The sequence below is a fragment of the Streptomyces sp. NPDC059499 genome, from assembly GCF_042749285.1.
Lineage (GTDB): Bacteria > Actinomycetota > Actinomycetes > Streptomycetales > Streptomycetaceae > Streptomyces.
Map to the genome: position 1 here is coordinate 84411 of NZ_JBHYTT010000017.1, position 21599 is coordinate 106009.

The window sequence follows — 21599 nt, forward strand, 5'->3', positions numbered from 1 at the left end:
ATGGTCCCCGACGGCGCGCTGTGAATCTGGCAAGGGCCGGCCCACGCGGCTGCGTTTCCCCCTCCGGTTCAGGCACCCGCGTGGACGTGTGCGGCCCACACCGACGGCAGGTTCGGATACCTCGTCCTGAGCTGCCGGACTGTGCGATGGACCGCCGCCGACGCGCACAACGCGCCGGATCGATCCGCGATCAGCTCGCCGTAGATCTGCTGACTGAAAGCTGGTGCCACAGCGTCGTCGACGCGCCAGAGCGTGCCGACCACCTGGGAGAACCCGGCTATCTGAAAAGCCGCCGACGGGTGGATCGCCTCGTCGGACAGGCGCGCGATGGTGCGGGCCGTGTCGCAGGCGGACAGGAACGCGAACTCCGCGTTCCGCAGGCGCAGCCGGGAAAGCTCCAGCACCCGGAACGGCGCGCGGTCGTGGTCGTGCAGCGCGAGGTGGCTGTCCGAAGGGTTGTCCGGGTCGCTGTACCCGTGGCAGGCGAAGTGCGCCCAGCCGCCGGCCGGCAAGGCGTCGAGAACGGCTTCACGAGTTGCGTCCGCACCGACCAGGACCGTGGCGCCGGGTACGAGAGCGGCCAGGTGGTCGGCTTCGGCCTGCGCGCCGGGCAGGTCCGGGGCGTCCGGGGTGTGCGGCATCGCGACCACCAGCAGCCGCGGCTTGTTCCTGTTGTCGCGGCGGCCCGCGCGGGCGTGGCCCAGAGCGCGGATCGTCGGCGTCGTCGAGGAGACGACCCGGTCGAGGAGCACAGGTCCGCCGTCGCGGTGGTGGCCCGCCGCGTGCAGGGGGAGCAGGCTGAGCGATCCGACCGGGGCCCACCAGATCCTCGGCCACGGACCGTCCGCCGCCGGCTGCGCTGTCAGCCCCAGTTCGCCGAGCACAGGGCCCGCGACGGTGTCCCACAGCCATTCGAGCGTGTCGTGGATCGCTCGCTCGGCGGCCGGCCGCCCCTCCGTGAAAGCGGTGTGCAGAGCGCGCACGTGGTGACTCACGGCTTCATCGCTCAGCTCGTCCAGCGCGCGTGACCGGACCCCGTCCGGAGTGATGATCAGCGCGTCACATCGGTGCCGGCTGACGTTGACGTAGACGATCGGGCCCTCGTGCGCCTGCGCGGTGAGGTCGGTGAGCAGCGGGGGCCGCAGGAACCGCTCCATCCCGGGCAGAGCGCGGATCCGGTCGGTCACCGCGTCGAGCTCTTCGGCGAGGGCCACACGGTCGCTCGTGGTGTCGGTCTCGAACTCCGCGGTGAGTGTCCGGAAGCGCTCGGCCAGCTCGGGTGCTCGCTCGCGCAGGTCGGAAAGATCGCCGCGGCTGTCGAGTGCCTGGGCGGCGAGCACGCAGCGCCCGGATTCGAGCAGGGTCACCGCGCTCACCTCGTCGCCGGCGGCCAGCGCGCATGCGGCCGCGTCGGCGGCGACCCCGGCGAATCGGCCGAGCCAGTACTGGGCGTCCTCGCGGCCCAGGCGGCGCCCGGCGAGCCGGGGCAGCAGCCGGACCGCGGCGGCGTACCCCTGGGCGGCCACCTCGAACTGCCCGGCTTCGGCGGCCAGATCACCCCACCGGTCCGCCGCTTCCGCCCGGCTCTCCACCGGCGATCCGGCAGACGCCGCGGCTTCCCGGTAGCAGCCGAGTGCCTCGGTCAGCGCGTCGCCGTCGCCGAGATGGCGGAAGCCGAGTGTCAGGACATTGGCGACGCGGGTCAGCAAGCCCGCCCGGGAATATGCGTCCTGCCCAGGCCTCCGCGCCGCACTCCGGGCCAGGCCGACCGCCTCGGCGAGGACCCGCGGATCCGGCGGCTCCTGTCGAGCGACGGCGGGTGCGGCGGGGTTCGTGCCCCAGTCGCCGAGCGCGGCGGCCAGGCTCGCGGTGTACCCGGGCCAGTGCGGGCTGTCCTCCGGAGTCGCGGCCACGGACGCGCGACGCGCGGCGATCGCGTCCCGCAACGCGTTCCGGTCGCCGAACTTCTCGTACGCCATCCCCAGCACACCGCCGAGATTGGCCAGCCGAACCGCCCTGCCCGGGTCGTCGTCCGCCGTCACATCCGCGGCCGCGCGGTGCGCGGCGATCGCCTCGTCGAGCACGCTCGCCCCGCCCGTCCTGGTGAACCAGTCGGCCAGCATGCCGCCAAAGTTGGAAAGCCGCTGGGCCTGTCCCGCGACCAGGCTCTCGCCGAGGCGGACGGACTCCCGCCCGCGGTCGACCGCCTCCGCCAACACCTGCAGCTCGCCGGTCACCCGGAACCGGTGGTGCAGCACGACGGCGAGGATCCCGAGCGAACGCGGGTGGTCACCCTGCCCGGCCGTGGTCTCGGCGGTACGGCGAGCGACGTCGATCGCGTCCATGACGTGGGCCAGGTCTCCGGTCGCGTGGAACAACGCATTCAGGCTGACGGCGAGGTTGCCCATGAACTGGACCCGCAGCGGATGGCCCGCCGACGTGCATGCGACCGCCTCCCGCTGGATGGTGACGGCCTCCGCGAGCGCGGCGTGGTCCCCGAACTCTTCGCCGCGGGTGGCCAGCGCCGAGGCGAAGTGGTCCAGCCGCACGCCCTGGCGGGGGTGCCCGGCGGGGGTCACCGCCACCACCGAGCGCCCGAGTTCGATCGCGCGATCGAGGAGGGCCGGGTCCCGGGTCTGCTGGAACTCGGCGGCGTACCGGCCGCACATTTGGGCTTGGGTGTCGGCGCGTTCCCAGCCGTCGGTCGACTTCGGGCGCTCGCCGGTGAGCGCGGCCCAGTCCTGTTCGGTGGTCGTCAGCTCGACGAGGTTCTGCGAGTGCCGCGGATGGGTGACCGGGGTGTGGGCGATCAACGTCTTCCGGACCTGGAGCAGTTCGGCCAGATCATCCCGCGCTCCGCGATCCCGGTACCGGTCGTCGAGAAGGTACGCGAGGTTCTGCAAGCGGTCGAGCACGTCGGACGACCCGGCCGGCGTGAGTTCCACCGCTCGCCGCGCGGCGTCGACGGCTTCCTCCAGGACACCGGTCTCCCCGGTCTCCTGGGCCCAGTCGCGCAGGACGACGGCGAGGATGTGCAGGCTGTCGGCGGTGAGCACGTCATCGGGGGAGCATTCGACGGCGGCCCGCGCGTGCTCGACGGCTTCCGCCAGGGGGGAGAGGTCCTCCGTCACGGTGAACGCCGTCCGGAGCGCGACAACGAGGTTACCCAGGTAGAACGCCTTGCTCGTGGACGGTTCCTCGTCGACGGCCGTCCGGCTCCAGTCCAGCGCTTCGGCCAGGGTTCCGCGGTCCTGGTTCCGCAGGAACGCGGTGTGCAGCAACATACCGATGTTGTTGGCGTAGCCTGCCGAATCCTCCGGGCTCTCGTACGCCAGGAGGTAGGCCTCCGTGACTCTCCGGACGGCTTCCTGCAGGAACTCGAAGTCGCCGGTCTGGTGGTAGCGGGTCTGCAGCAGGCCCCCGAGATCGGACAGGACCGAGCGGCGGCCGGCCACGTCCTCGTCGGCCAGGACGACACGGCCGAGGTCGATCGCCTTCTCGACCGACGCGGGGTCCGCGCTGTGCCGGGCCACCTGGAATGCTTCCCAGAACCGCTCGGCGTGGTCGTTCGCAGCTTCGCCGGCCACGGATCAGTCCTGGTTGCCGTTCGAGGTGCCGGCCGGTCCGCCGGGCGCGTCGTCCGGCTCGGCGATCTTGCGTTTCGGGGTGTAGCCGCGTTCCGCTGCCTCCTCCAGCAGCGCCGCCTCCTCGGGCGAGAGTTCGGGTTCGTGCGCCATCACGGCTCCTCACCCGGCACGGCCGCCGGTTCTCCGGTTTCGACGAACTCCAGCACGTCGAAGTCTTCCGCCCGCAGTCGCAGGCCCGCCGTCCCGCGCACGCGCGCGCCGAACGACCCGTCGGCACCCATCACGCGCGCCGATTCGAGGTAGAGCTCTGCCGGGTGGGGGTACGAGGAGGCGTACGACCGGTCGCCGTACCAGCCGCCCGCCCAGTTGCCGTCCTTGAGCCGCACGCGCACGAAGCACGGTTCGCGGTCGCGGAACGCGTGGTCCCAGGCGCTGGGTGTGCGAATGAACTGAGCCTTGCGCCGCTGTCGATCCACCAGGGAAACGGTGACCGCTGCCACGGCCGGCACGACGAGGAAGAGCACCACGGCGACGAGACCGACTACCCGCGGCCGCTCCATGAAGCCGTCCCAGCCGCTGCCGGTGCCCCGAGCCAGGCCAACCAGCGTCGGCCCCGCCACCACGGCGTACAGGGCGTTCAGCGCGATCGACGCGACGATCGCCCGCAGCACCCGCTCACCCAGATCACGTTCACCGGGCACCGGCCCGCGGCGGCGTTCCCGGACGAACTGGTAGGTGACCCCGGGCAGCACCAGAAGGACGAGGAGAGCGAGTTGCAAGACGGTCGCAGGCGCCTGCACCTCACCACCCCCATGTCTCACGGACTCCCCTCGATCACGCTACTGGCTTGCGTGCTCCCCGGTCGGCCGAACACCTCTATTCTCGGCTGCCAGGAGGCTGCGGCCGGCACCCCGCCTGCGCGTGACCAGGTGCACTTGTGAATGCCACACTCTGTACTGGCCGTGATCACGTCACAGAGGCACGAGTCGAACGCCGCGATCGATCAGGGCGGCGCGCCGCGTGACGAGCCGGGGCAGGCTGTCCGTTTACCTGCGGGCTGCGTGCACCTGGGACGGCTCGACGAGATCGAGGAAGGGGCCGTGCGGCCGCCGCCAGGACCGACCGGCCACTTTCCGGACAACGACCCGTTTCCGGCTGGTCCGCTCCCTGGTCGGATCGTTCGTCGTGGGGAGCCTGCGCTCCGACTCCCCACGACGGCGGGGGCGGGACACATGAGGGCCATGGTGGTCCCGGTCAGGTGCCGACCGGCCCAAGCGCCGCCGGCTCACGGTTGCGAGTCTGGTCCCAGATGCTGTGAACAGCGGAGAGGGGTGACGTCATGAAGGCACTGGTTTTCCATGGCGAGGGGAAGAAGGCATGGCAGGACGTTCCGGACCCGGGCGTCGAAGACCCGGGAGACGCGGTGATCCGCGTCGATGCAGTCACCATCTGCGGGACGGATCTGCACATCCTGAAGGGAGACGTTCCTGAAGTGACGCCGGGCACCGTCCTCGGGCACGAGGCAGTGGGTGAGGTGGTGGAGACGGGAGGCGACGTACGGAGCGTACGACCAGGTGACCGAGTGCTGGTCTCCTGTATCACCGCCTGCGGCCGCTGTCGCTTCTGTCGTGAGAACCGCTTCGGACAGTGCCGCGGAGGAGGCGGCTGGATCCTGGGGCACATGATCGACGGGACGCAGGCGGAGTACGTCCGCGTCCCCTTCGCGGATCTGTCCGTCCACCCCCTGCCCAATTCGGTGAACAGCGAGGACGCCGTCCTGCTGGCGGACATCTTCCCGACCGCGTACGAGGTCGGTGTGCTGAGCGGGCATGTGGGGCCGGGGGACACGATCGTCGTGGTCGGAGCCGGGCCCATCGGGCTCGCCACCGTCGCGACAGCCTGCCTGTACACCCCGCGCCGTGTGATCGCCGTCGACATCGCTCCGTCCCGGCTGGAATCCGCACGCGTCGTGGGCGCGGACGTCACCGTCGGTGCGGACGAGGGCCCCGAGGCCCTGGTCGATGACCTCACCGACGGCCTGGGGGCGGACGTCGTCGTCGAAGCGGTCGGAATCCCCGAGACGTTCGAGCAGTGCGCGCGCATGGTGCGGCCGGGCGGGCGGGTCGCGAATGTCGGGGTCCACGGGAAACCGGCGACGCTCCACCTGGAGAGTCTCTGGTCCAAGGACGTGACCATCACGACAGGGCTGGTGGACACCTTCTCGACCCCGCTGCTGTTGGAGATGATGGTGGCCGGGCGGCTCCCCGCGGCTCCCGCACTGGTCACTCACCGTTTCACGCTCCCGCAGATGGAGGAGGCGTACGACGTCTTTTCCCGGGCCACCGACACCGGTGCGCTGAAGGTGGTGATCGGTGCGCCCACGCACGACGCGGTATCACCGACCTCCTAGGATCCGGGCTTTCGAGGGCGCGCGAGCCGCGGCCGGCGGTTTCGGATCAGCGGTCCGTCTGCTCGTGGTCGTGGGCCTGGGTCGCGATGACCGCAGCTTGCACCCGGCGCTCCACTCCCAGTTTCGCCAGCACGCGGGAAATGTGGTTCTTGACCGTCTTTTCGGACAGGTAAAGCTTCTTGCTGATCTGCCGGTTGGTCAGCCCCTCGCCGATGAGGTCCAGGACGTCCATTTCGCGGTCGGAGAGTACGGACAGCCGTTCGTCCCCGTCCTCATGGGTCTGCGAGGGGGCACGCAGCGACCGCATGAGCTGCGTCGTGGTTGCCGGGTCCAGCATGGACTGCCCGCTCGCGACCGTCCGCACGGCTGCGATGAGGTCGACTCCCTTGATTTCCTTGAGCACATAGCCCGCGGCGCCCGCCATGATGGAGTCGAGCAATGCCTCCTCCTCGTCGAACGAGGTCAGCATGAGGCAGGCGAGATCCGGCAGGCGGGAACGCAGTTCCCTGCAGACGGTGATGCCGTCGCCGTCCGGCAGCCGGACGTCGAGTACCGCGACATCGGGTCGTAGCGCCGGTCCGCGGGCGATGGCCTGCTGCGCGGTCGCCGCCTCGCCGACCACTGTGAGATCCGGTTCGGAGCCCAACAGGTCGCGCAGCCCGCAACGTACGACTTCGTGGTCGTCAAGTACGAAGACTCGGGTCGGCCCCTTTGCGGGAGTACTGGCCGGTATGCCGTCCATCGTTGCCCCTGTACTCGTCGCGACACCCCGGGCGCGCCGCGCGCGACCGGTCGCAGATCCAGTATCCCCTGGCGAGGCTCCTTCGGCTCGGGAAGGGGATCCCGCAGGTCATGGCCACGTGGAAGGGCGGGAGCGAGCGGCTTGTCGCTGCCGGTCATACGGTGGTACGGGGCCCACACAGTTCCGTGTCCCGTCACAGGAGGTTGCCAGTAGTGAGCGGAGGCGATCCGGATGCCGGGCTGGAGCCGGATGAGCCGTCGAGGCGGCTCCAGGCCCGACTCGATGCAGCCCGCGGCTCCCGGGATCGTATCCACAGCCTTCTGGAGGCGGTGCTCTCGGTCGGCCGCGAACTCGAACTCGCGCAGGTGCTGCGACGGATAGTGCAGGAAGCCACTGTCCTGGTGGATGCCGAGTACGGGGCTCTGGGCGTGGTCGGTGAGGACGAAAGGCTCTCGGAGTTCATACCTGTCGGCGTCAGCGACGAGCAGTGGTCCGCGATCGGCTCGCTGCCCGTCGGTCACGGCCTGCTGGGCGAACTGATCCGCCACCCGGAACCTCTGCGACTGGCGGAACTGTCCGAGCATCCGGCGTCGTACGGCTTTCCCGCGCATCATCCGCAGATGCACTCCTTCCTGGGGGTCCCGATCCGGGTGCGGGGGCAGGTATTCGGCAACCTCTATCTCACCCAGAAGCGCGGCGCTGCCGAGTTCGACGCCGAGGACGAGTCGATCCTGCTGACGTTGGCCGTCGCCGCGAGCATCGCCATCGAGAACTCACGGCTCTACGAGGAGTCGCGCCGCCGCGCACGCTGGCTGGCGGCGGGATCCGAAGTCACGAACAGTCTGCTGTCCGGATGCCCCCGGGCCCAGGTGCTGGCCTTGATCCTCGACTACGCCCGTGCGAACGTCTCCGCGGACCTCGGGGTGATCGCGGTTCCGGTGGAGGGGGCGGGCAAGCTGCGTATCGCCCTGGCGACCGGTGCCGAAGGAGAGCGGCTTCACGGGGCGTTCGTGCCCATGGGGGGCGGCTACCTCGGCACCGCCTTCACCCAGGCGGAAGCGTCGGAGAGCCCCGACATCGAGAACGATCCGCGCAGTACGGCGGACCTGGCCCGATGGGCAGGCTTCGGGCCGGCCGTCGCGGTGCCCATCGGATCGGGAACCGTCGTGCGCGGCGTATTGCTGCTCACCCGCAGGAAGGGCGGCAACGTCTTCTCCCGGGAGGAGTCGGAGCCCTTGACGGCCTTCGCCCACCAGGCTTCGCTGGCCATGGAACTGGCTGAACGCCGCAAGGACGCCGAACGGACAGCGCTGCTGGAGGACCGGGACCGCATAGCGCGTGATCTGCACGACCTGGCCATACAACGGCTGTTCGCCACCGGAATGTCATTGCAGGGCGCACAGCGGTTCGTGACCCATCCGCAGGCCGAGCAGCGGCTTCACAGGGCGGTCGACGATCTGGACACGACCATCAAGATCATCCGTTCCACCATCTTCGGTCTCCGTACCCACGACGCGGCCGGCACGACGCCGCCGGGTCTGCGGAGCCGAGTCGCGCAGTCGATCGAAGCGTCCACGAGGCTTCTCGGCTTCCCGCCCGCACTGCGCGTCGAGGGGCTCGTGGAAACCCACGTCCCGGCGACCCTTGCAGACCACGTGGTGGCAGTACTCGTCGAGACGCTGAGCAACGCCGCGCGGTACGCGCGAGCGCAGTCGGTCGACGTACACCTGTGCGTCACGTCCGAGTGCCTCACACTGACGGTCACCGACGACGGCGCCGGCATCCCCAGGGACGCCAGATACAGCGGGCTGGAAAACCTGGACGAACGTGCCCGGGCGGCCGGAGGCAGCTCGGAGATCAGCACACCGGAGAACGGTGGCACCAGGGTGACCTGGTCGGCTCCGCTGGCACCGGAGGACAGCGCCGACCGGTCCGGGCAATGAACACGCGGGCTCGCTCTCCTGGTCCACCCATGGCCCAGGACGAGGGGACCGCAGGGGGGCCGATCGGCGTCCGGTAGCCGGGAAGCGCAAGCGCCCGGTGCGCATCTCGCACTCGGCCTGCCCGTGCTCGCTTCCCCGGGTCGCCCGAGGGGGCATCCCAGGGCCGCCTGGGCTTCTGTGGGGACCGGTCGGCCCTGGGGCCATGAGCCGGCCCGGTGGGACGGTGGCAGTACCGGAAGGTAGGCAGTACAAGGGTGGTGAGTGCCATGGCGTCTCGTCCTGTTGTGGTCGGTGTGGACGGGAGCGAATCGAGTCTCCTCGCGGCCGACTGGGCAGCTGATGAAGCGCTCCGCCACGGAGTGCCCCTGCGACTCGTGTACGCCTCTTTGTGGCTTCGATATGAGGGCGCCGCCCTCGCAAGCAGCCTCTCGCGGTCTGACGATCAGGTGATGGCCGAGAACGTCGTCGGCTCCACCGCTGAACGCGTTCGAGGTCGTGCGCCGAGCCTGAGGGTCACCACAGAGGTACTGCCCGAGGAAGCGGTCGGCGCGTTGCTGAGAGAAGGACAGAATGCCTTCGCCCTGGTCACCGGATCCCGAGGGCGCGGTGAGATCGTCGAGTCGCTTCTCGGCTCGGTGAGCCTGGCAGTTGCCGCCAGGGCTCACTGCCCGGTCGTCGTCGTACGAGGAGACAAGGCGGGCCTGGAGGGAGTGCACGGGCGGATCGCGCTCGGCGTCGGCGACACCGATGTGGACTCGGCGGCCGTGCGGTTCGCCTTCGCTGAGGCCCAGTTGCGAGACTGCGGGCTGGACGTGGTGCGTGCTTGGCGCTGTCCCTCCCACGAGACGACGATCGAACCCGCTGATCACTACGAAGCGCAGGCGTCATCCCTGCTCGACGAGGCCTTGGCGACCGCAGTGCGCAACTACCCGGACGTCGCCGTGCGGCGAGTCACCGCAGAGGGGCCGGCCCGGAAGGTTCTCCTCAAACACTCTGCCGTGGCCGACCTGTTGATCGTGGGAGCACGGAGACGGCAGAACCAGTTCGGTATGCAGCTGGGTAGGGTCGCGCACACGGTCCTGCATCATGCGGCCTGTCCCGTGGGCGTGGTTCCTCGCGGAGCCGAGAGCGCTCCGGAGGAGGCAACGCCATGAATCGTGGATCACCTCACCATGTGAGCGACGTGATGACGCAGACCGTCGTCGCGGTGGGTCTTGACGCGCAGTTCAAGGAGATAGTGGCCGCCATCCATCAGTGGCAGGTGACCGCTGTGCCCGTCCTTGAGGGGGAGGGGCGGGTGGTGGGGGTCGTCTCCGAAGCGGACTTGCTCACGAAGGAGGAGATGCGTGAGGAGGACGCGACCATGATCGGCCAGCGAGATCGCCTGAGGGACTATGCCAAGGCGGGGGCCGTGACCGCCCGCGACCTCATGTCGTCTCCCGCAGTCACCGTCCCGGCAGGCGCGACTCTTCCCATGGCTGCCCGGCTCTTGGCACGACACGGGGTGAAGCGCCTGCCCGTCGTGGATGAGCAAGGGATCCTCAAAGGGATCGTGAGCCGCGCCGACCTGCTCAAGGTTTTTCTGCGTACGGACGAGGAGCTCGCCGATGAGGTGCGGCAGGAAGTGGTCGCCCGTGTCTTTCCCGTCTCGCACCGGAACATCCGCGTGGATGTGGACGAAGGACGTGTGGCAATCACCGGAACGGTCCGCGACGCTGCTCTGATTCCTGTCGCCGAACGGCTGGCCCGCGCGGTGGAGGGGGTGGTGGACGTGCAGTGCCACCTGGAAGGCTCCACGACACCATGACGCAGCCGGGACCTGGGTGCACCACTTCGACCGTGAGGCCGATCGCCTAGGCGGTCGGCCTCGGAGGGATCATGAAGCGGCGTCCCGTACGACGACCACCGGGCACTTGGCGTGCTGTGCGCACCGCTGGCTCACCGAGCCCAACATGGCTCGCGCGAAGCCGCCGCGCCCTCGGTTGCCGACCACGAGGAGGTCCGCTCCTTCAGAGGCTTTCACCAGAACCTCGGAGGGGTCACCCTGGACCAGCCTTTCGCGCACCTCGGCGGGCTTGACGTCGCCGAACACACCACGGATCCCTTCGGCGAAGCGAAGGCGGGCGCGCTCCAGATCGAAACCGGCCTCCGTGGCAGGCCCCGCCCAGCCGATCGCCGCGGGGGTGTCCCAGGCGCACACCGCTTCGACGACGGCACCGGTGAGCTGGGCATGGTGCGCTGCCCAGCGAAGGGCCTCCTGGGAGGGGCTGGAGCCGTCGACACCGACTACGACGCGGGGGGTGGTTTCCGTATCGCTGCCCATGACCGCCTCATCGCTCGTCCGAGTCCTTCCCGTCCACAGTGCCTTTCCCCCGGGTGCCGCGCCAGCGGAGAGCGTGTCGTCCAGCCGGGCCCTGCGCGGCCTGCTCACGCTGCCGGGGTGCTGGAGAGATCAGATCGTGGTGGCAAGGCAGGGTAACCGGGCGTCGCATCGTGGTCCGCGACCGGTGACGCCGTCGGACTCCATGCCGGGCGCTCCTCAGAGCGGCGCCCCCGGTTCGATTTCGAGTACGTCGCTCACCGAGCGACGAGGGGTTGCAGGGACGGCAGGCCCGTAGCCCAGCCGTAGCAGCATCTGAGGGAAGGCTGACGCCGACACCGAGTGAGGATCCCGCAGAAGCCAACGCAGTTCATCGTGTTCGAGGGCTTGTGAGTTGAGGGACGTGGACAGTCCGTCCAGGGTTGCCTGGAGGAGGACTCTTTCAAGCGCCTGACCGGCGAGCAGCCAGTCCTGAGGACGGTCTTCGGACGTTCCGAGCACCGCCAGACAGGGGGACTGCTCGAACACCGCGCTGCTGCGATCAGGTACCGGGCGGCCCACGGCGAAATCCCGTACCGGCGCCCTGCCGCCGTGATGCCGTGGCCCGAAGGCGTAGGCGGGGATCCCGGCGGAGGTTCCGGCACCGGACCCCGTCCACCGAGCGATCTCTGCGCGGACTTCAGGAGAGAGCGTCTCGTCCTGCTCGGCCTCCCTGATCAGCTCGATCACCGCATCCACCTGCCAGTCACCGAGAACGGACATGCTCGCGCCCTCGGACCGCGCGGCGCCCTTGAGGCCGTCGAGCACAGCATCGGGGACCGACTCGTCGGTGAAGGGCTCGCGGCTGCTGTGCCGACGGTCGATCGCCGGGTAGAGGCTGGAGACCGTGTCGCCGCCCTCGTACTCGGTGAACACCGCAGTGGCGACCAGCGTGGGGTCGGCCGGGTCGGGCAGCAATTGGATGCCCGTGGACCATCCGGCCTGCGCGACCGCCACGCGGAGGTTGAACAGTGCGGCGCCACAACTGATGTGCATGCCGCGGTCGGACGGATCCGTACGAGGCATGGAGCGCGTCGTGTCCATACGCAGTTGGAGGACGTTCATCGTCGGCGCATAACGGAACTTCCAGGGTTGGGCGTTGTGCATCGACGGCGCCTTGCCGGCGTCATCGACCCACGCGGTTACTGACGTCACGTCAGCGTGTCGAGTCGGCATCAGGACTCCCTTCCCCCGACCGGGCGGGCATCACGCGTGGGGGACCACGGCGACGGGGCAGGTGGCATGGTGGATCACCGCGTGCGCGACATGCCCGAGCCGGGGACCTACCGGAAGTCGCCGCTTCCGGCGACCGACGATCAGCAGGTCGGCACCGGGCGACGCGTACACCAGCTCCGCACCCGGCGCTCCCGCCACTGCTCGGGCCTCTACCGGTACATCGGGAAATCGCTCCCGCCAGGGCTCCACGGCGCGGCTGAGAGCCTGCGACATGTTGCCGATCAGCTCGTCCCCTGTGCCGGGATCGGCGGTTTCGGCGTATGCGTACATGGGTGGCAAAGTCCAGGCGTGCAGGATCTGGAGCCGACTGTTCCTCCTGGCCGCTTCGGCGAAGCCGAAGACCAGTAGGGCTTCGTTGTCGTCCTTGCCTCTCAGGTCGATACCGAGGATCAGCCGCCCGGTCTCCGGCGCGGGGTGCCCGGCCTGTTCGCTGCGGCCGGCCTCCTGGCCGCGGACGAGTACGACTGGACGTTCCGAAGCAGCGGCTACAGGCAACGACGTGGTGCCGATGAGGAAACCGGTGACGCTGTCGAGCCCCTGCGATCCCAGAACGAGCAGGTCAGCACTGCCTGATGCGTCGGCGTCGGCCAGGAGGGCCCGGACCGCGAGACCTTCTCCGGCCAGGTCTTCTGCCGTAACGGTCAGGCCGGGGTGGGCCTGCTCGGCAATCCGGGCTGCTTGCCGAAGCATTTCCTCGTACTTTCGCGAGTGCTCCGGAGCCACCGGTGCCTCACGAGAGGAACCCCACGGCTCCTCAAGTTCCGTGCGGTCGGGAGGAACGGGCCATTCCTGAACATGGACGATGCGAAGAGCGACTTCCCGCAGCACCGCTTCCCTGGCGGCCCATCTGACGGCTGCGAAACTCTCCGGAGATCCATTCAGCCCTACAGTCACATGTCTCGTCATGTCGGCCTCCCGGAAGTGATTGCGCATGTCGACATCTCCCACGTCCTCGGGGGTGTCCGTCTGCCGTCAGAGGTCATTGGCGGGCGCCGCCTTCCACTTGGCCGGCCCTTTCCGGCACCCCGCATCCTGCGGTTCGCGAGGGAGGTCCGAGCCGACGGAGCCGGCAAATCCTCCTTGCCGCTCCTCAACACCTTGCTCCAAGCGGTTACGGACCTCGGAGGTCAGTGCCGAAGGCTGAGCGGACCTTGTGGGGACCGGTGGTTCAGGGTTCATCACCGGCCGGCCGTCGTACTCGGCCAACTTGTAGGCGGAGGCAAGATACGGTGCGTCGGACGAGGTCCCCACCTTGGTCCCGATGGCGTACACATCGATGGGTGCGCCGGAGCGCACCAGGTGGTCTATGGGGTACTCGTCGAGCGCGCCGGCCCGGGCCGTTTGCATCCCTGCCTCCGGTCCATGTCCGCGCCCCAGGGAGAAATCGACGACAGGGTGGCCGACCGCGGCAAGCACACATCGAGCCGACTTCGCCGCCACGGTCGTCCTGTGGCTCATCCGACTCAGCAGCCAGGTCTCGACGAGTTGCGCGTGCGTCAGCGGGGCGGTGACTTCCAACAGAGGCTCTCCGGGCAAATCGATTCGTCCTTCCGGCACGGCTCTGCCCTCACCCTCGAAGCCGAGGCCCATGAGCGGTTCGACCTCGTGTGGCGGACGTCCGAGAGCTACGGTGAAGTCCCGAGCGTCCCCCGGGGTGACACAGAAGTCGGCAAGGAAATCAAGATCCGGCTCCAGCCCCGCACTCACCGGAAATCCACGGCCGGGGGGCAGATCGCGCACGAAGAGGCTGAACGTGACGTCGTCCGTCATACCCTCCTGCAGGTAGGAGAGTGACATCGACGCTTCGTACAGATCTGTGGTCGTGGCGTGCGACATGGCGCTCGGCGCTTCCTGCCTGGCAACGGGACGCCGTCCCGGACCGGGCGGCACCCGCGTACCTGCACAGCGTTTCTCGGAGCGGCCCTCGGTGTGAAGGGCCGAGTGGGGCACCTTCGGAGTCCGTGCCAGGAGTCATCAGGGACGTTCGGCCCTTGGAGGGGCCGCCGTGGCCCTGCCGTCCGAGCCGTCTCCCCCAGGCGCATGTGCTGACCGAGCTCATCGACGGCCAACCCGCAAGGGTGCTCTGCCCACGCACGGCCGAACCCAGCTCGAGGAGACGGAGATGCGGCTCTCGTGCGCCCTTGCCCTCGTTGTCGGAAGGCGCGGCCGTGGTGGCTACACAGGCATGCGCCTCGGATCAGTGGTTCACGGGCTTCTGCACCGAGCCGAATGTCCGGTGATCACTGTTCCCGGTGAGGGGTCCGAGTGAGGTCGAGGCGGATGTCGACGACGCCTTCCACTGCGCGAACGGCACGCGCGACGAGTGGGACCAGTGCCCGGTCGGAGAGCGCGCCGCCCAGGGTGACCACCCCGTCGGAGACCCGTACGTCGATGTCGGTGGCAGCCGGGAGTTCGGAGAGCACGGTGCGTGCCTCGGCGGCGATGTCATCGTCGGATCGCAGGAAGACCTTGAGGAGATCACCTCTGCTGATGACCCCTTGAAGCAATCCGCCGTTGTCCACCACCGGCAGGCGCTTCACACGGCGTCGCGCCATGATCCGTGCTGCTTCCGCCACGGTCGCGTCCGCGTGCACGGTGACGGCAGGGGTCGACATGAGCTGTTCCGCGAATACGGCGTCGGCCTTGGCAGGGTCGGCGAACGGACGGTCACCGGGTACGGACGTCTCCGTGGGCCGGTTCTCCTCCTTGGGCAAGAGGTCCGCTTCCGAGACCACCCCGATGACGCGCCCCTCGCCGGCGAGTACGGGCAGGGCACTCACCTTCCACTGGTTCATGAGCTTGACGATGTCCTTGTACGAGGCCCGGCTGCCCACGGCGATCGCGGTACGGGTCATCAGGTCGCTCACGGTGTGAGGCGAGGTCGTCATCACGGGCTCCCCTGGTAGGACGGGCGGGACGGTCTCCACGTCGTCCGGTCGATGGTCAGGCACGTCGACTCCACTCCGGTTCCACTCTGCGCCACTCCGTCTCCCAATTGGTCGCGCGCCGGCGGTTGCACGCCACCCGGATACCGAGTCCGGCCAGTACACCGGCGCCTACGGTGACCGCCGCACCGCCCCCACCCGCCATCAGGGTCCGGGCCCACACGTCGCGGTCCCCGAGGGGGGCGGAGGTGGCGCGTCCTCGGCCGTCCAGCCAGAGCCGGGTCCACTCGCCGCGTTCGGTCCCCGGGGCGACGAGTGCGTTTCCTGTGGCATCGGCCCCATTGGCAGAGGTCCAGCGGACGGGCACCGGCACGCGTTCGGTACGTCCAGACTCGTCCGCCCATGGCGACGACGCGGCGTCGCGCAGGACCAGGGCGCGCACAAGATGCCGGTCGGCCCGCTGCTCGGCGGCCAGCGACTGTTCGTGATCAAAGGCCGCCCAACCGTGCGACATGCCGATCGTCGAGGCGCAGACCACAACCATGGCGCACAGCATGAGGAACAGCCGTGCCTCGAGAACGTCGATACGTCGACGTAGCGGGTGCGTGCGCCACTGCCGGCTGCCGAATGCCGAGGACATGGGCTCACAGCCTTTCCGGCCGTGCTCCGGCTCCGCCAGCCACACCTGTGGCCCACTGCGCGATGTCGTCGACAGCACCGAGGCCGAAGGCGATGAGGCGATCGGTCTCGACCGCCCAGCCGAGCCGCGTCTGGTGCGTGACCAGAACGTGTCCGAGCACCGGGCACACCGCCTTTCACCAAGAGCCGACGAGGACGGGAAGCGACCTCGGTCCAGGATCCGGGCGACGGTCGCCTCGGTACCGAGTCTCCGCATGCCGGTGGACACGTTGAAGGGCCGTCCGACGCATCGGCGGGGGCCGACTGGTCCCCGGTTGCCGCGTGGTCGGCGCGTGGCCCCAGGGCGTCCCGTCGAGCAAGGGGACGAACGTCCCGGCTGCTTACCCCTCCCGCCCCTCGGAGAAGGCGGGTCGCGGACGGAGAGTCACGGACGGAGACTGGAAGAGAGATCCGCCGCGGCGGGACATTTCTGTACCGGTCCTGGGAGCGGGCGGATAGGGGTGCCGAGAGGGCACCGTCGGGGACCCGACGGTGCCGGACGATCTCATTCTGCTCGACGAAGGGAACAAGATGCTTGCTGATGCCCGACCGGAGGGCGGTGACCCATGGCCGCCGATGCCCGCCCGGACGGACCGCCACGGCTGACCGAGGACGAGTTCACCGTGTTGTACCGGCGCCTGCGCTCCCGCGCCTCCTGGGCCGCGGGGGACAGAGGTGCTCTGGACGCCGTGACTCCTGCCCGGGTGGTGGCCGCCACCGGGGAGGTACGGACAGGCCGGACGGTCACGCTCGCCGCGCCGGTGGACACACGGCCGGGCCCGGACAATCCGGAGCCCGCGAGGCACCGGATGATCGGGCAGCCGGAGGCGGACACCTCGCACGGGCTCCACTTCGCGAGGGACAGCTTCGCGATGAACGTGCACGGCGACGCCGACAGCCACATCGACGCCCTCTGCCACGTGATCTACGACGGCACCCTGCACGGCGGCGTGGCCGCGAGCAGCGTCACGGCGAGCGGGGCGACGGTCCTCTCCATCGCGGCGGCCCGCGACGGGATCGTCGGTCGCGGCGTGCTGCTGGACATCCCGCGGCTGCGCGGCGTGCCGTGGCTCGAACCGGGTGATCACGTCACCGCCGACGACCTCACCGCGGCCGAGACCGCCCAGGACGTCCGCGTGGGCGAGGGCGACCTCCTGTTCGTCCGGGTCGGGCACCGCCGACGCCGCGCCGCACTCGGACCGTGGGACGCGGCACAGGAGCGCGCCGGTCTCCACCCGACCGCGATGGAGTTCCTTGCGGACCGGAAGGTGGCCGTGCTCGGCGGCGACGGGAACAACGACACCGCCCCGAGTTCCACCGAGGGCGTCGACTTCCCCGTGCATGTGCTGGCTATTCACGCCATGGGCCTCCACCTGCTGGACTACCTGCAGTTCGAGGACCTGGCACCGGTCTGCGAGGCGGAGGGCCGCTGGTCGTTCCTCTGCGTAATCGCCCCGCTGAGGCTGTCGCACGCGACCGGCTCACCGGTGAACCCGATCGCCGTCCTGTGAAGACTTCTCGGGTCGCCGCCGCCTGGACCACCCGATAGTTTGCGAGGTGGTGGCGAATATCCCCTATGTGATTGTCTGTCCGGTGCGACATGGTCCAGAGACCCCGGGAAGGGCGCCACGGCCGGGACAGCCGATGACTCCAAGAACGGGACCCTCTCATGGCGGACGATCAGCACTACGACGTCATCATCATCGGTACGGGAGCGGGTGGCGGTACGCTCGCGCACCGGCTGGCGCCCACCGGCAAACGGGTCCTGATCCTGGAGCGCGGCGGCTATCTGCCCCGGGAGCGCGACAACTGGGACTCCACCACCGTCTTCGTCAAGGGCAAGTACCGTGCCCCCGAGTTCTGGTACGACAAGCACGGCAAGCAGTTCCCGCCGGAGGTCAACTACTACGTCGGGGGCAACACCAAGTTCTACGGCGCCGCACTCTTCCGGCTCAGGCCCGAGGACTTCGGAGAACTGCGACACCACGACGGCATCTCTCCGGCCTGGCCGATCCGTTACGAGGACATGGAGCCGTACTACACCCAGGCCGAGCACCTCTACCTCGTGCACGGCCGACACGGCGAGGACCCCACGGAAGGGCCGGCCGGCGCGCAGTACGCGTACCCGCCGGTGGAGCACGAGGCCCGCATCCAGCAGCTCAGTGACGACCTGGAAAGGGTCGGCCTGCACCCCTTCCACCTGCCCATCGGCGTGAACCTCACCCAGGACGAGAACGGCCGGGCCACCCACGACAGCGTCTGCATCCGCTGTGACAGGGTCGACGGCTTCCCCTGCCCGCTGGGCGCGAAGTCCGACGCGCAGGTGATCTGCGTCGACCCGGCGCTCACGTACGACAACGTGACGATGGTGACCCACGCCGATGTCCGGCGCCTGGAGACGGACCCGACCGGGCGCACGGTCACCGGAGTCGTCGCCGAACTCAAGGACGGTACGACCGAGGAATTCGGCGCCGACATCGTGGTGGTCGCCGCAGGCGCGGTCAACTCCGCGGTCCTGCTGCTGCGTTCGGCCAACGACAAGCACCCTGCGGGCCTGGCCAACAGCTCGGGCGTGGTCGGGCGCCACTACATGCGGCACAACAACCTGGCGCTCATGGCGGTGTCGAAGGAACCGAACCCCACCAGGTTCCAGAAGACACTGGCGCTGAACGACTGGTACCTGGGCGCGGACGACTGGGACTATCCGCTCGGCGGCATCCAGATGCTCGGCAAGTCGGACGCCGACCAGATCCACGGCGAGGCGCCGCGCTGGGCCGGTGCCGTCCTGCCCGACATGCCCTTCGAGGTCCTGGCGCACCACGCCGTCGACTTCTGGCTGTGCGGGGAGGACCTTCCCCTGCCCGAGAGCAGGGTGACCCTCGACAAGGACGACGCGATTCACCTGGCCCTCGACGAGAAGAACAACATCGCCGGGCTGAAGCGCCTCCAGCACAAGCTGCGGGGCATGCTCGGGCACCTGGGCATGCATGAGCACCATCTGCTGGACCACAGCATCTACCTGCACAAGGGCATGCCGATCGGCGCCACCGCGCACCAGGCCGGCACCGTGCGGTTCGGCGACGACCCGCGGAGCTCCGCCCTCGACGTCCATTGCAAGGCGCACGACCTCGACAACCTCTACGTCGTGGACACCAGCTTCTTCCCCAGCATCGGCGCGGTGAACCCGTCGCTGACCGCCATCGCCAACGCTCTGCGGGTCGGCGACCACATCGCCGCCCGGCTGGGCTGACGGCGGCATCCGGCACGGCCTCGGGTGGCCGTGCGGCTCCGACATGCGGATCCTCGGCGAGGGCGGCAACCTGGGAGATGAGCGAGCGCGCCGGCCCAGTCATGTGGCCAGGTGGGACCGGCGGGGGAGACCGGAGGCGATCCGTCTATGGCATCAGACGACGCGCTGCTGGTCGTGGACGTGTCGGGAACCGTGCTCGAGTGGACCCAGGAGGCCGAAGCGGCATTCGGTCGTGCGACGTCGGAAGCGGTGGGGCGACCGGTCCGGGAGCTGTTCCCGGACACGGCGGGGCCGGCCGCCCAGAATCCGTGGTCGAGGACCGGCGGTCCGGGGACGGAGGGGCTGCTGGTGCGGCCGGTGGTCCGCCAGGACGGCTCCAGGGCCTGGGGTGTGTGCCGGGCAGTGTCCGGCGAGGGCGACGACCCGGTCGGCAGAGCTCTGCTGAGGGCGCTGTTCACTCTGTCCCCCATAGGGATGCAGGTCCTGGACCCCGACTTGCGGATACTCCGGGTGAACACGGCAGGCGGTGGTGTCAGCGGGATACCCGCCAGCCGTCTGATCGGACGTCGGCTGGACGAGGTGGTCCGGTTGACGAGCCCCGAGGCGACATTGGCCATGGTGCGCGACGCACTTGCCACCGGTGAGCCCGTGATCGACAGGATCGTGGGAGCGAACCCGCCCAGCGACCCGGACCGGGAGCATCTGTACGAGGTTTCGGTGTTGCCGCTCCACGACGACGACGGACGGATACTTGGTGTCGCGAGTTCGACGGTCGACGTCACCGAACGTGAGCAGGCCCTGTCGCGTACCCATATCCTCAACGCCGTACGGGAAGGCGTGGGCCGCACCCTGGAAATGGACGCCACCTGCACGGAACTGGTCGACGTCCTGGTACCCGCCTTCGCGGACGACGCCGAGGTGCACCTTCTCGACCCGGTCATCCGCGGGGACGAGCCACCGTCCGCGCCGGTGGCGCCCGACGTGCCTCTACGGCGCATGGCGTTCGCCTCCGCCGAGCGCCTCCCTCCGTCCGAGGACCCGGACCTGGGGCCGCTCCGCTTTCCAGCAGCCTGGTCGCAGTCGCTCACCGACCTGCAGCCCCACCTCATCGTCCACCGCCCGGACCCGGCCACCCGTCCGTCCGAAGTCCATTCCGCCATCATCACTCCGCTGACCCTGAGGGGTGGTGTGCTCGGCACACTGAGTCTCCACCGGTCCAGCGGGCGTGCGGTTTTCGAACAGAAGGACCTCGACCTCGCTCTGGACCTGGCCGTACGCATCGCACTCCACATCGACAACGCCCGGCGCTACACACGTGAACACACCATCGCCCTTACGCTGCAGCGCCATCTCCTCCCGCAGACGCCTCCAGGCCGGGTTGCTCTGGAAACGGCCCACTTCCACCGGCCGGGAGCGGGAGGCGGCGGCTGGTTCGACGTCATTCCGCTCTCCGGTGCGCGTGTGGCTTTCACGGTCGGCCGTGTATCGGGGGAAGGGATACGGGCGACCACGGCCATGGGGCAGATACGGACGGCCATCCAGACCCTGTCCTCGCTGGATCTCGAATGCGACGAGTTGCTGGCCCAGCTCAACGACACGGTCGCGCGCCTTGCCGCCGAACGTTCCGCCCTCGACCTCGGACGCACCCCGCGCGAGGAGGAGCTGACCGCGGGATGTCTGTACGGCATCTACGACCCACTGACGCTCAGGTGCACGATCGCTCTCGCCGGCCACCCGCCCCCGCTCCTCGCCCACCCCATCGGGGAAACGGTCATTGCTGACCCTCCCCAGGCTCCTCCTCTCGGCGCGGGTACGGACGGCGCGGTGTTCGCCTCCACCTCCTTCGACCTGAGCGAGGGAAGCATCATCGGGCTCCATACCGACGTGTTCCTGCCTCCGGAGGGACCCCCTGCCGGTACTCGGCGGGAGGAGCTCCGCGAGGTCCTCGCGGACACCGGCCGCTCACTGGACGCGCTGTGCGAGGAAGCAGTCCGGATAGCCGCTCCCGAGGCGAACGACACCGATGCCATCCTGCTCCTCATCCGTGCCCGCGCGCTCGATGCCGGCCGGGTGGCCACGTGGGACCTGCCGCCGGAGCCCGCCGGCGTGGCCACCGCACGTGCCTGGGCCCGTCGGCAGCTGGCCGGCTGGAGCCTCGACGAACTCACCTTCGGTACGGAACTCATCGTGAGTGAACTCGCCACCAACGCCATCTGCTACGGCAAGCCTCCACTCGAGCTGCGTCTCATCAACGGCCCGACCCTGACCTGCGAAGTCAGCGATGCGAGCCTCGTCGCACCGCACCTGCGCCACGCACAGACCATGGACGAGGGCGGCCGCGGGCTGTTCATCTGCGCCGAGATCGCACACCGGTGGGGCGCCCGCTTCACCAATCAGGGCAAGACGATCTGGACCGAGCAGGAGATACCCCCGTCCGCTCCTGCCGACCACGTGTAGCCGAACGCCTTCCCCGAAGGATCCTGCCCTTCCACCCGAGATGCGCCTCCTG

At 69.4% G+C, this 21599-nt stretch carries 18 protein-coding genes and 1 pseudogene; 8 read left to right on the forward strand and 11 right to left on the reverse strand.

Annotation, left to right across the window (positions count from 1 at the left end):
• Positions 1–68: 68 nt before the first annotated feature.
• From ACFW9O_RS30300 to ACFW9O_RS30310, 3 genes are read right to left on the reverse strand one after another with little or no spacing between them, the layout of a single operon-like run.
• The gene (locus tag ACFW9O_RS30300; protein WP_384613695.1) at positions 69–3587 is read right to left on the reverse strand and encodes a CHAT domain-containing protein; all 3519 of its coding nucleotides are present in this window, start codon (positions 3585–3587) and stop codon (positions 69–71) included.
• Between the two features lie 3 nt (positions 3588–3590).
• Positions 3591–3737 (reverse strand): hypothetical protein, encoded by a 147-nt coding sequence (locus ACFW9O_RS30305; protein WP_384613697.1) that lies wholly within the window; start codon positions 3735–3737, stop codon positions 3591–3593.
• A complete protein-coding gene (locus ACFW9O_RS30310; RefSeq protein WP_384613699.1) occupies positions 3737–4408 on the reverse strand; it encodes a DUF6338 family protein in 672 nt (223 codons plus the stop codon). Before ACFW9O_RS30310 ends, ACFW9O_RS30305 begins: the two co-directional genes overlap by 1 nt.
• A gap of 518 nt (positions 4409–4926) precedes the next feature.
• Here ACFW9O_RS30310 and ACFW9O_RS30315 point away from each other — a divergent pair.
• Positions 4927–5997 carry an alcohol dehydrogenase catalytic domain-containing protein gene (locus tag ACFW9O_RS30315; protein WP_384613700.1) on the forward strand — a complete coding sequence of 357 codons (1071 nt, stop codon included), beginning with the start codon at positions 4927–4929 and terminating at the stop codon, positions 5995–5997.
• 46 nt (positions 5998–6043) lie between these two features.
• Here ACFW9O_RS30315 and ACFW9O_RS30320 read toward each other — a convergent pair whose 3' ends face one another.
• The gene (locus tag ACFW9O_RS30320) at positions 6044–6739 is read right to left on the reverse strand and encodes a response regulator (RefSeq protein ID WP_384613702.1); all 696 of its coding nucleotides are present in this window, start codon (positions 6737–6739) and stop codon (positions 6044–6046) included.
• Between the two features lie 212 nt (positions 6740–6951).
• Here ACFW9O_RS30320 and ACFW9O_RS30325 point away from each other — a divergent pair, with 212 nt between their 5' ends.
• The 3 genes from ACFW9O_RS30325 (at position 6952) to ACFW9O_RS30335 (ending at position 10489) form a co-directional block, all read left to right on the forward strand.
• Positions 6952–8682, forward strand: a complete 1731-nt coding sequence (locus ACFW9O_RS30325) for a GAF domain-containing protein (protein WP_384613703.1) — start codon at positions 6952–6954, stop codon at positions 8680–8682.
• A 266-nt stretch (positions 8683–8948) separates the two neighbouring features.
• Positions 8949–9836 carry a universal stress protein gene (locus ACFW9O_RS30330; protein ID WP_384613705.1) on the forward strand — a complete coding sequence of 296 codons (888 nt, stop codon included), beginning with the start codon at positions 8949–8951 and terminating at the stop codon, positions 9834–9836.
• Positions 9833–10489, forward strand: coding sequence for a CBS domain-containing protein (locus ACFW9O_RS30335; protein ID WP_384613707.1), 657 nt, complete (start codon positions 9833–9835; stop codon positions 10487–10489). The genes ACFW9O_RS30330 and ACFW9O_RS30335 overlap by 4 nt, the downstream gene beginning before the upstream one ends.
• Before the next feature lie 69 nt (positions 10490–10558).
• On the opposite strand, the gene ACFW9O_RS30340 is transcribed toward ACFW9O_RS30335, so the two are convergent.
• The 4 genes from ACFW9O_RS30340 to ACFW9O_RS30355 form a co-directional block, all read right to left on the reverse strand.
• Positions 10559–11005 carry a universal stress protein gene (locus ACFW9O_RS30340; protein WP_384613709.1) on the reverse strand — a complete coding sequence of 149 codons (447 nt, stop codon included), beginning with the start codon at positions 11003–11005 and terminating at the stop codon, positions 10559–10561.
• A gap of 216 nt (positions 11006–11221) precedes the next feature.
• Positions 11222–12217, reverse strand: a complete 996-nt coding sequence (locus tag ACFW9O_RS30345) for an Acg family FMN-binding oxidoreductase (RefSeq protein ID WP_384613711.1) — start codon at positions 12215–12217, stop codon at positions 11222–11224.
• A 30-nt stretch (positions 12218–12247) separates the two neighbouring features.
• Complete coding sequence (locus ACFW9O_RS30350) at positions 12248–13210, reverse strand: universal stress protein (protein ID WP_384613712.1); 963 nt, start codon at positions 13208–13210, stop codon at positions 12248–12250.
• 39 nt (positions 13211–13249) lie between these two features.
• Positions 13250–14113, reverse strand: coding sequence for a hypothetical protein (locus ACFW9O_RS30355; protein ID WP_384613714.1), 864 nt, complete (start codon positions 14111–14113; stop codon positions 13250–13252).
• 301 nt (positions 14114–14414) lie between these two features.
• On the opposite strand from ACFW9O_RS30355, the pseudogene ACFW9O_RS30360 reads away from it, so the two are divergent.
• Positions 14415–14546, forward strand: a pseudogene (locus ACFW9O_RS30360) (universal stress protein); the annotation flags it as partial.
• Here the strand turns inward: ACFW9O_RS30360 and ACFW9O_RS30365 are convergent.
• From ACFW9O_RS30365 to ACFW9O_RS30375, 3 genes are read right to left on the reverse strand one after another with little or no spacing between them, the layout of a single operon-like run.
• Positions 14518–15165 carry a CBS domain-containing protein gene (locus ACFW9O_RS30365; protein WP_384613716.1) on the reverse strand — a complete coding sequence of 216 codons (648 nt, stop codon included), beginning with the start codon at positions 15163–15165 and terminating at the stop codon, positions 14518–14520. The pseudogene ACFW9O_RS30360 and the gene ACFW9O_RS30365 overlap by 29 nt on opposite strands.
• A gap of 55 nt (positions 15166–15220) precedes the next feature.
• A complete protein-coding gene (locus ACFW9O_RS30370; RefSeq protein ID WP_384613717.1) occupies positions 15221–15802 on the reverse strand; it encodes a hypothetical protein in 582 nt (193 codons plus the stop codon).
• Between the two features lie 4 nt (positions 15803–15806).
• Positions 15807–15962, reverse strand: a complete 156-nt coding sequence (locus ACFW9O_RS30375) for a hypothetical protein (protein WP_384613719.1) — start codon at positions 15960–15962, stop codon at positions 15807–15809.
• Between the two features lie 444 nt (positions 15963–16406).
• On the opposite strand from ACFW9O_RS30375, the gene ACFW9O_RS30380 reads away from it, so the two are divergent.
• The 3 genes from ACFW9O_RS30380 (at position 16407) to ACFW9O_RS30390 (ending at position 21547) form a co-directional block, all read left to right on the forward strand.
• Positions 16407–17351, forward strand: coding sequence for a cyclase family protein (locus ACFW9O_RS30380; protein WP_384613721.1), 945 nt, complete (start codon positions 16407–16409; stop codon positions 17349–17351).
• 158 nt (positions 17352–17509) lie between these two features.
• A complete protein-coding gene (locus ACFW9O_RS30385; RefSeq protein WP_384613723.1) occupies positions 17510–19090 on the forward strand; it encodes a GMC oxidoreductase in 1581 nt (526 codons plus the stop codon).
• 147 nt (positions 19091–19237) lie between these two features.
• Entirely contained in the window at positions 19238–21547 is a 2310-nt protein-coding gene (locus ACFW9O_RS30390; RefSeq protein ID WP_384613725.1) for a SpoIIE family protein phosphatase, read from the forward strand.
• Positions 21548–21599: the final 52 nt, after the last annotated feature.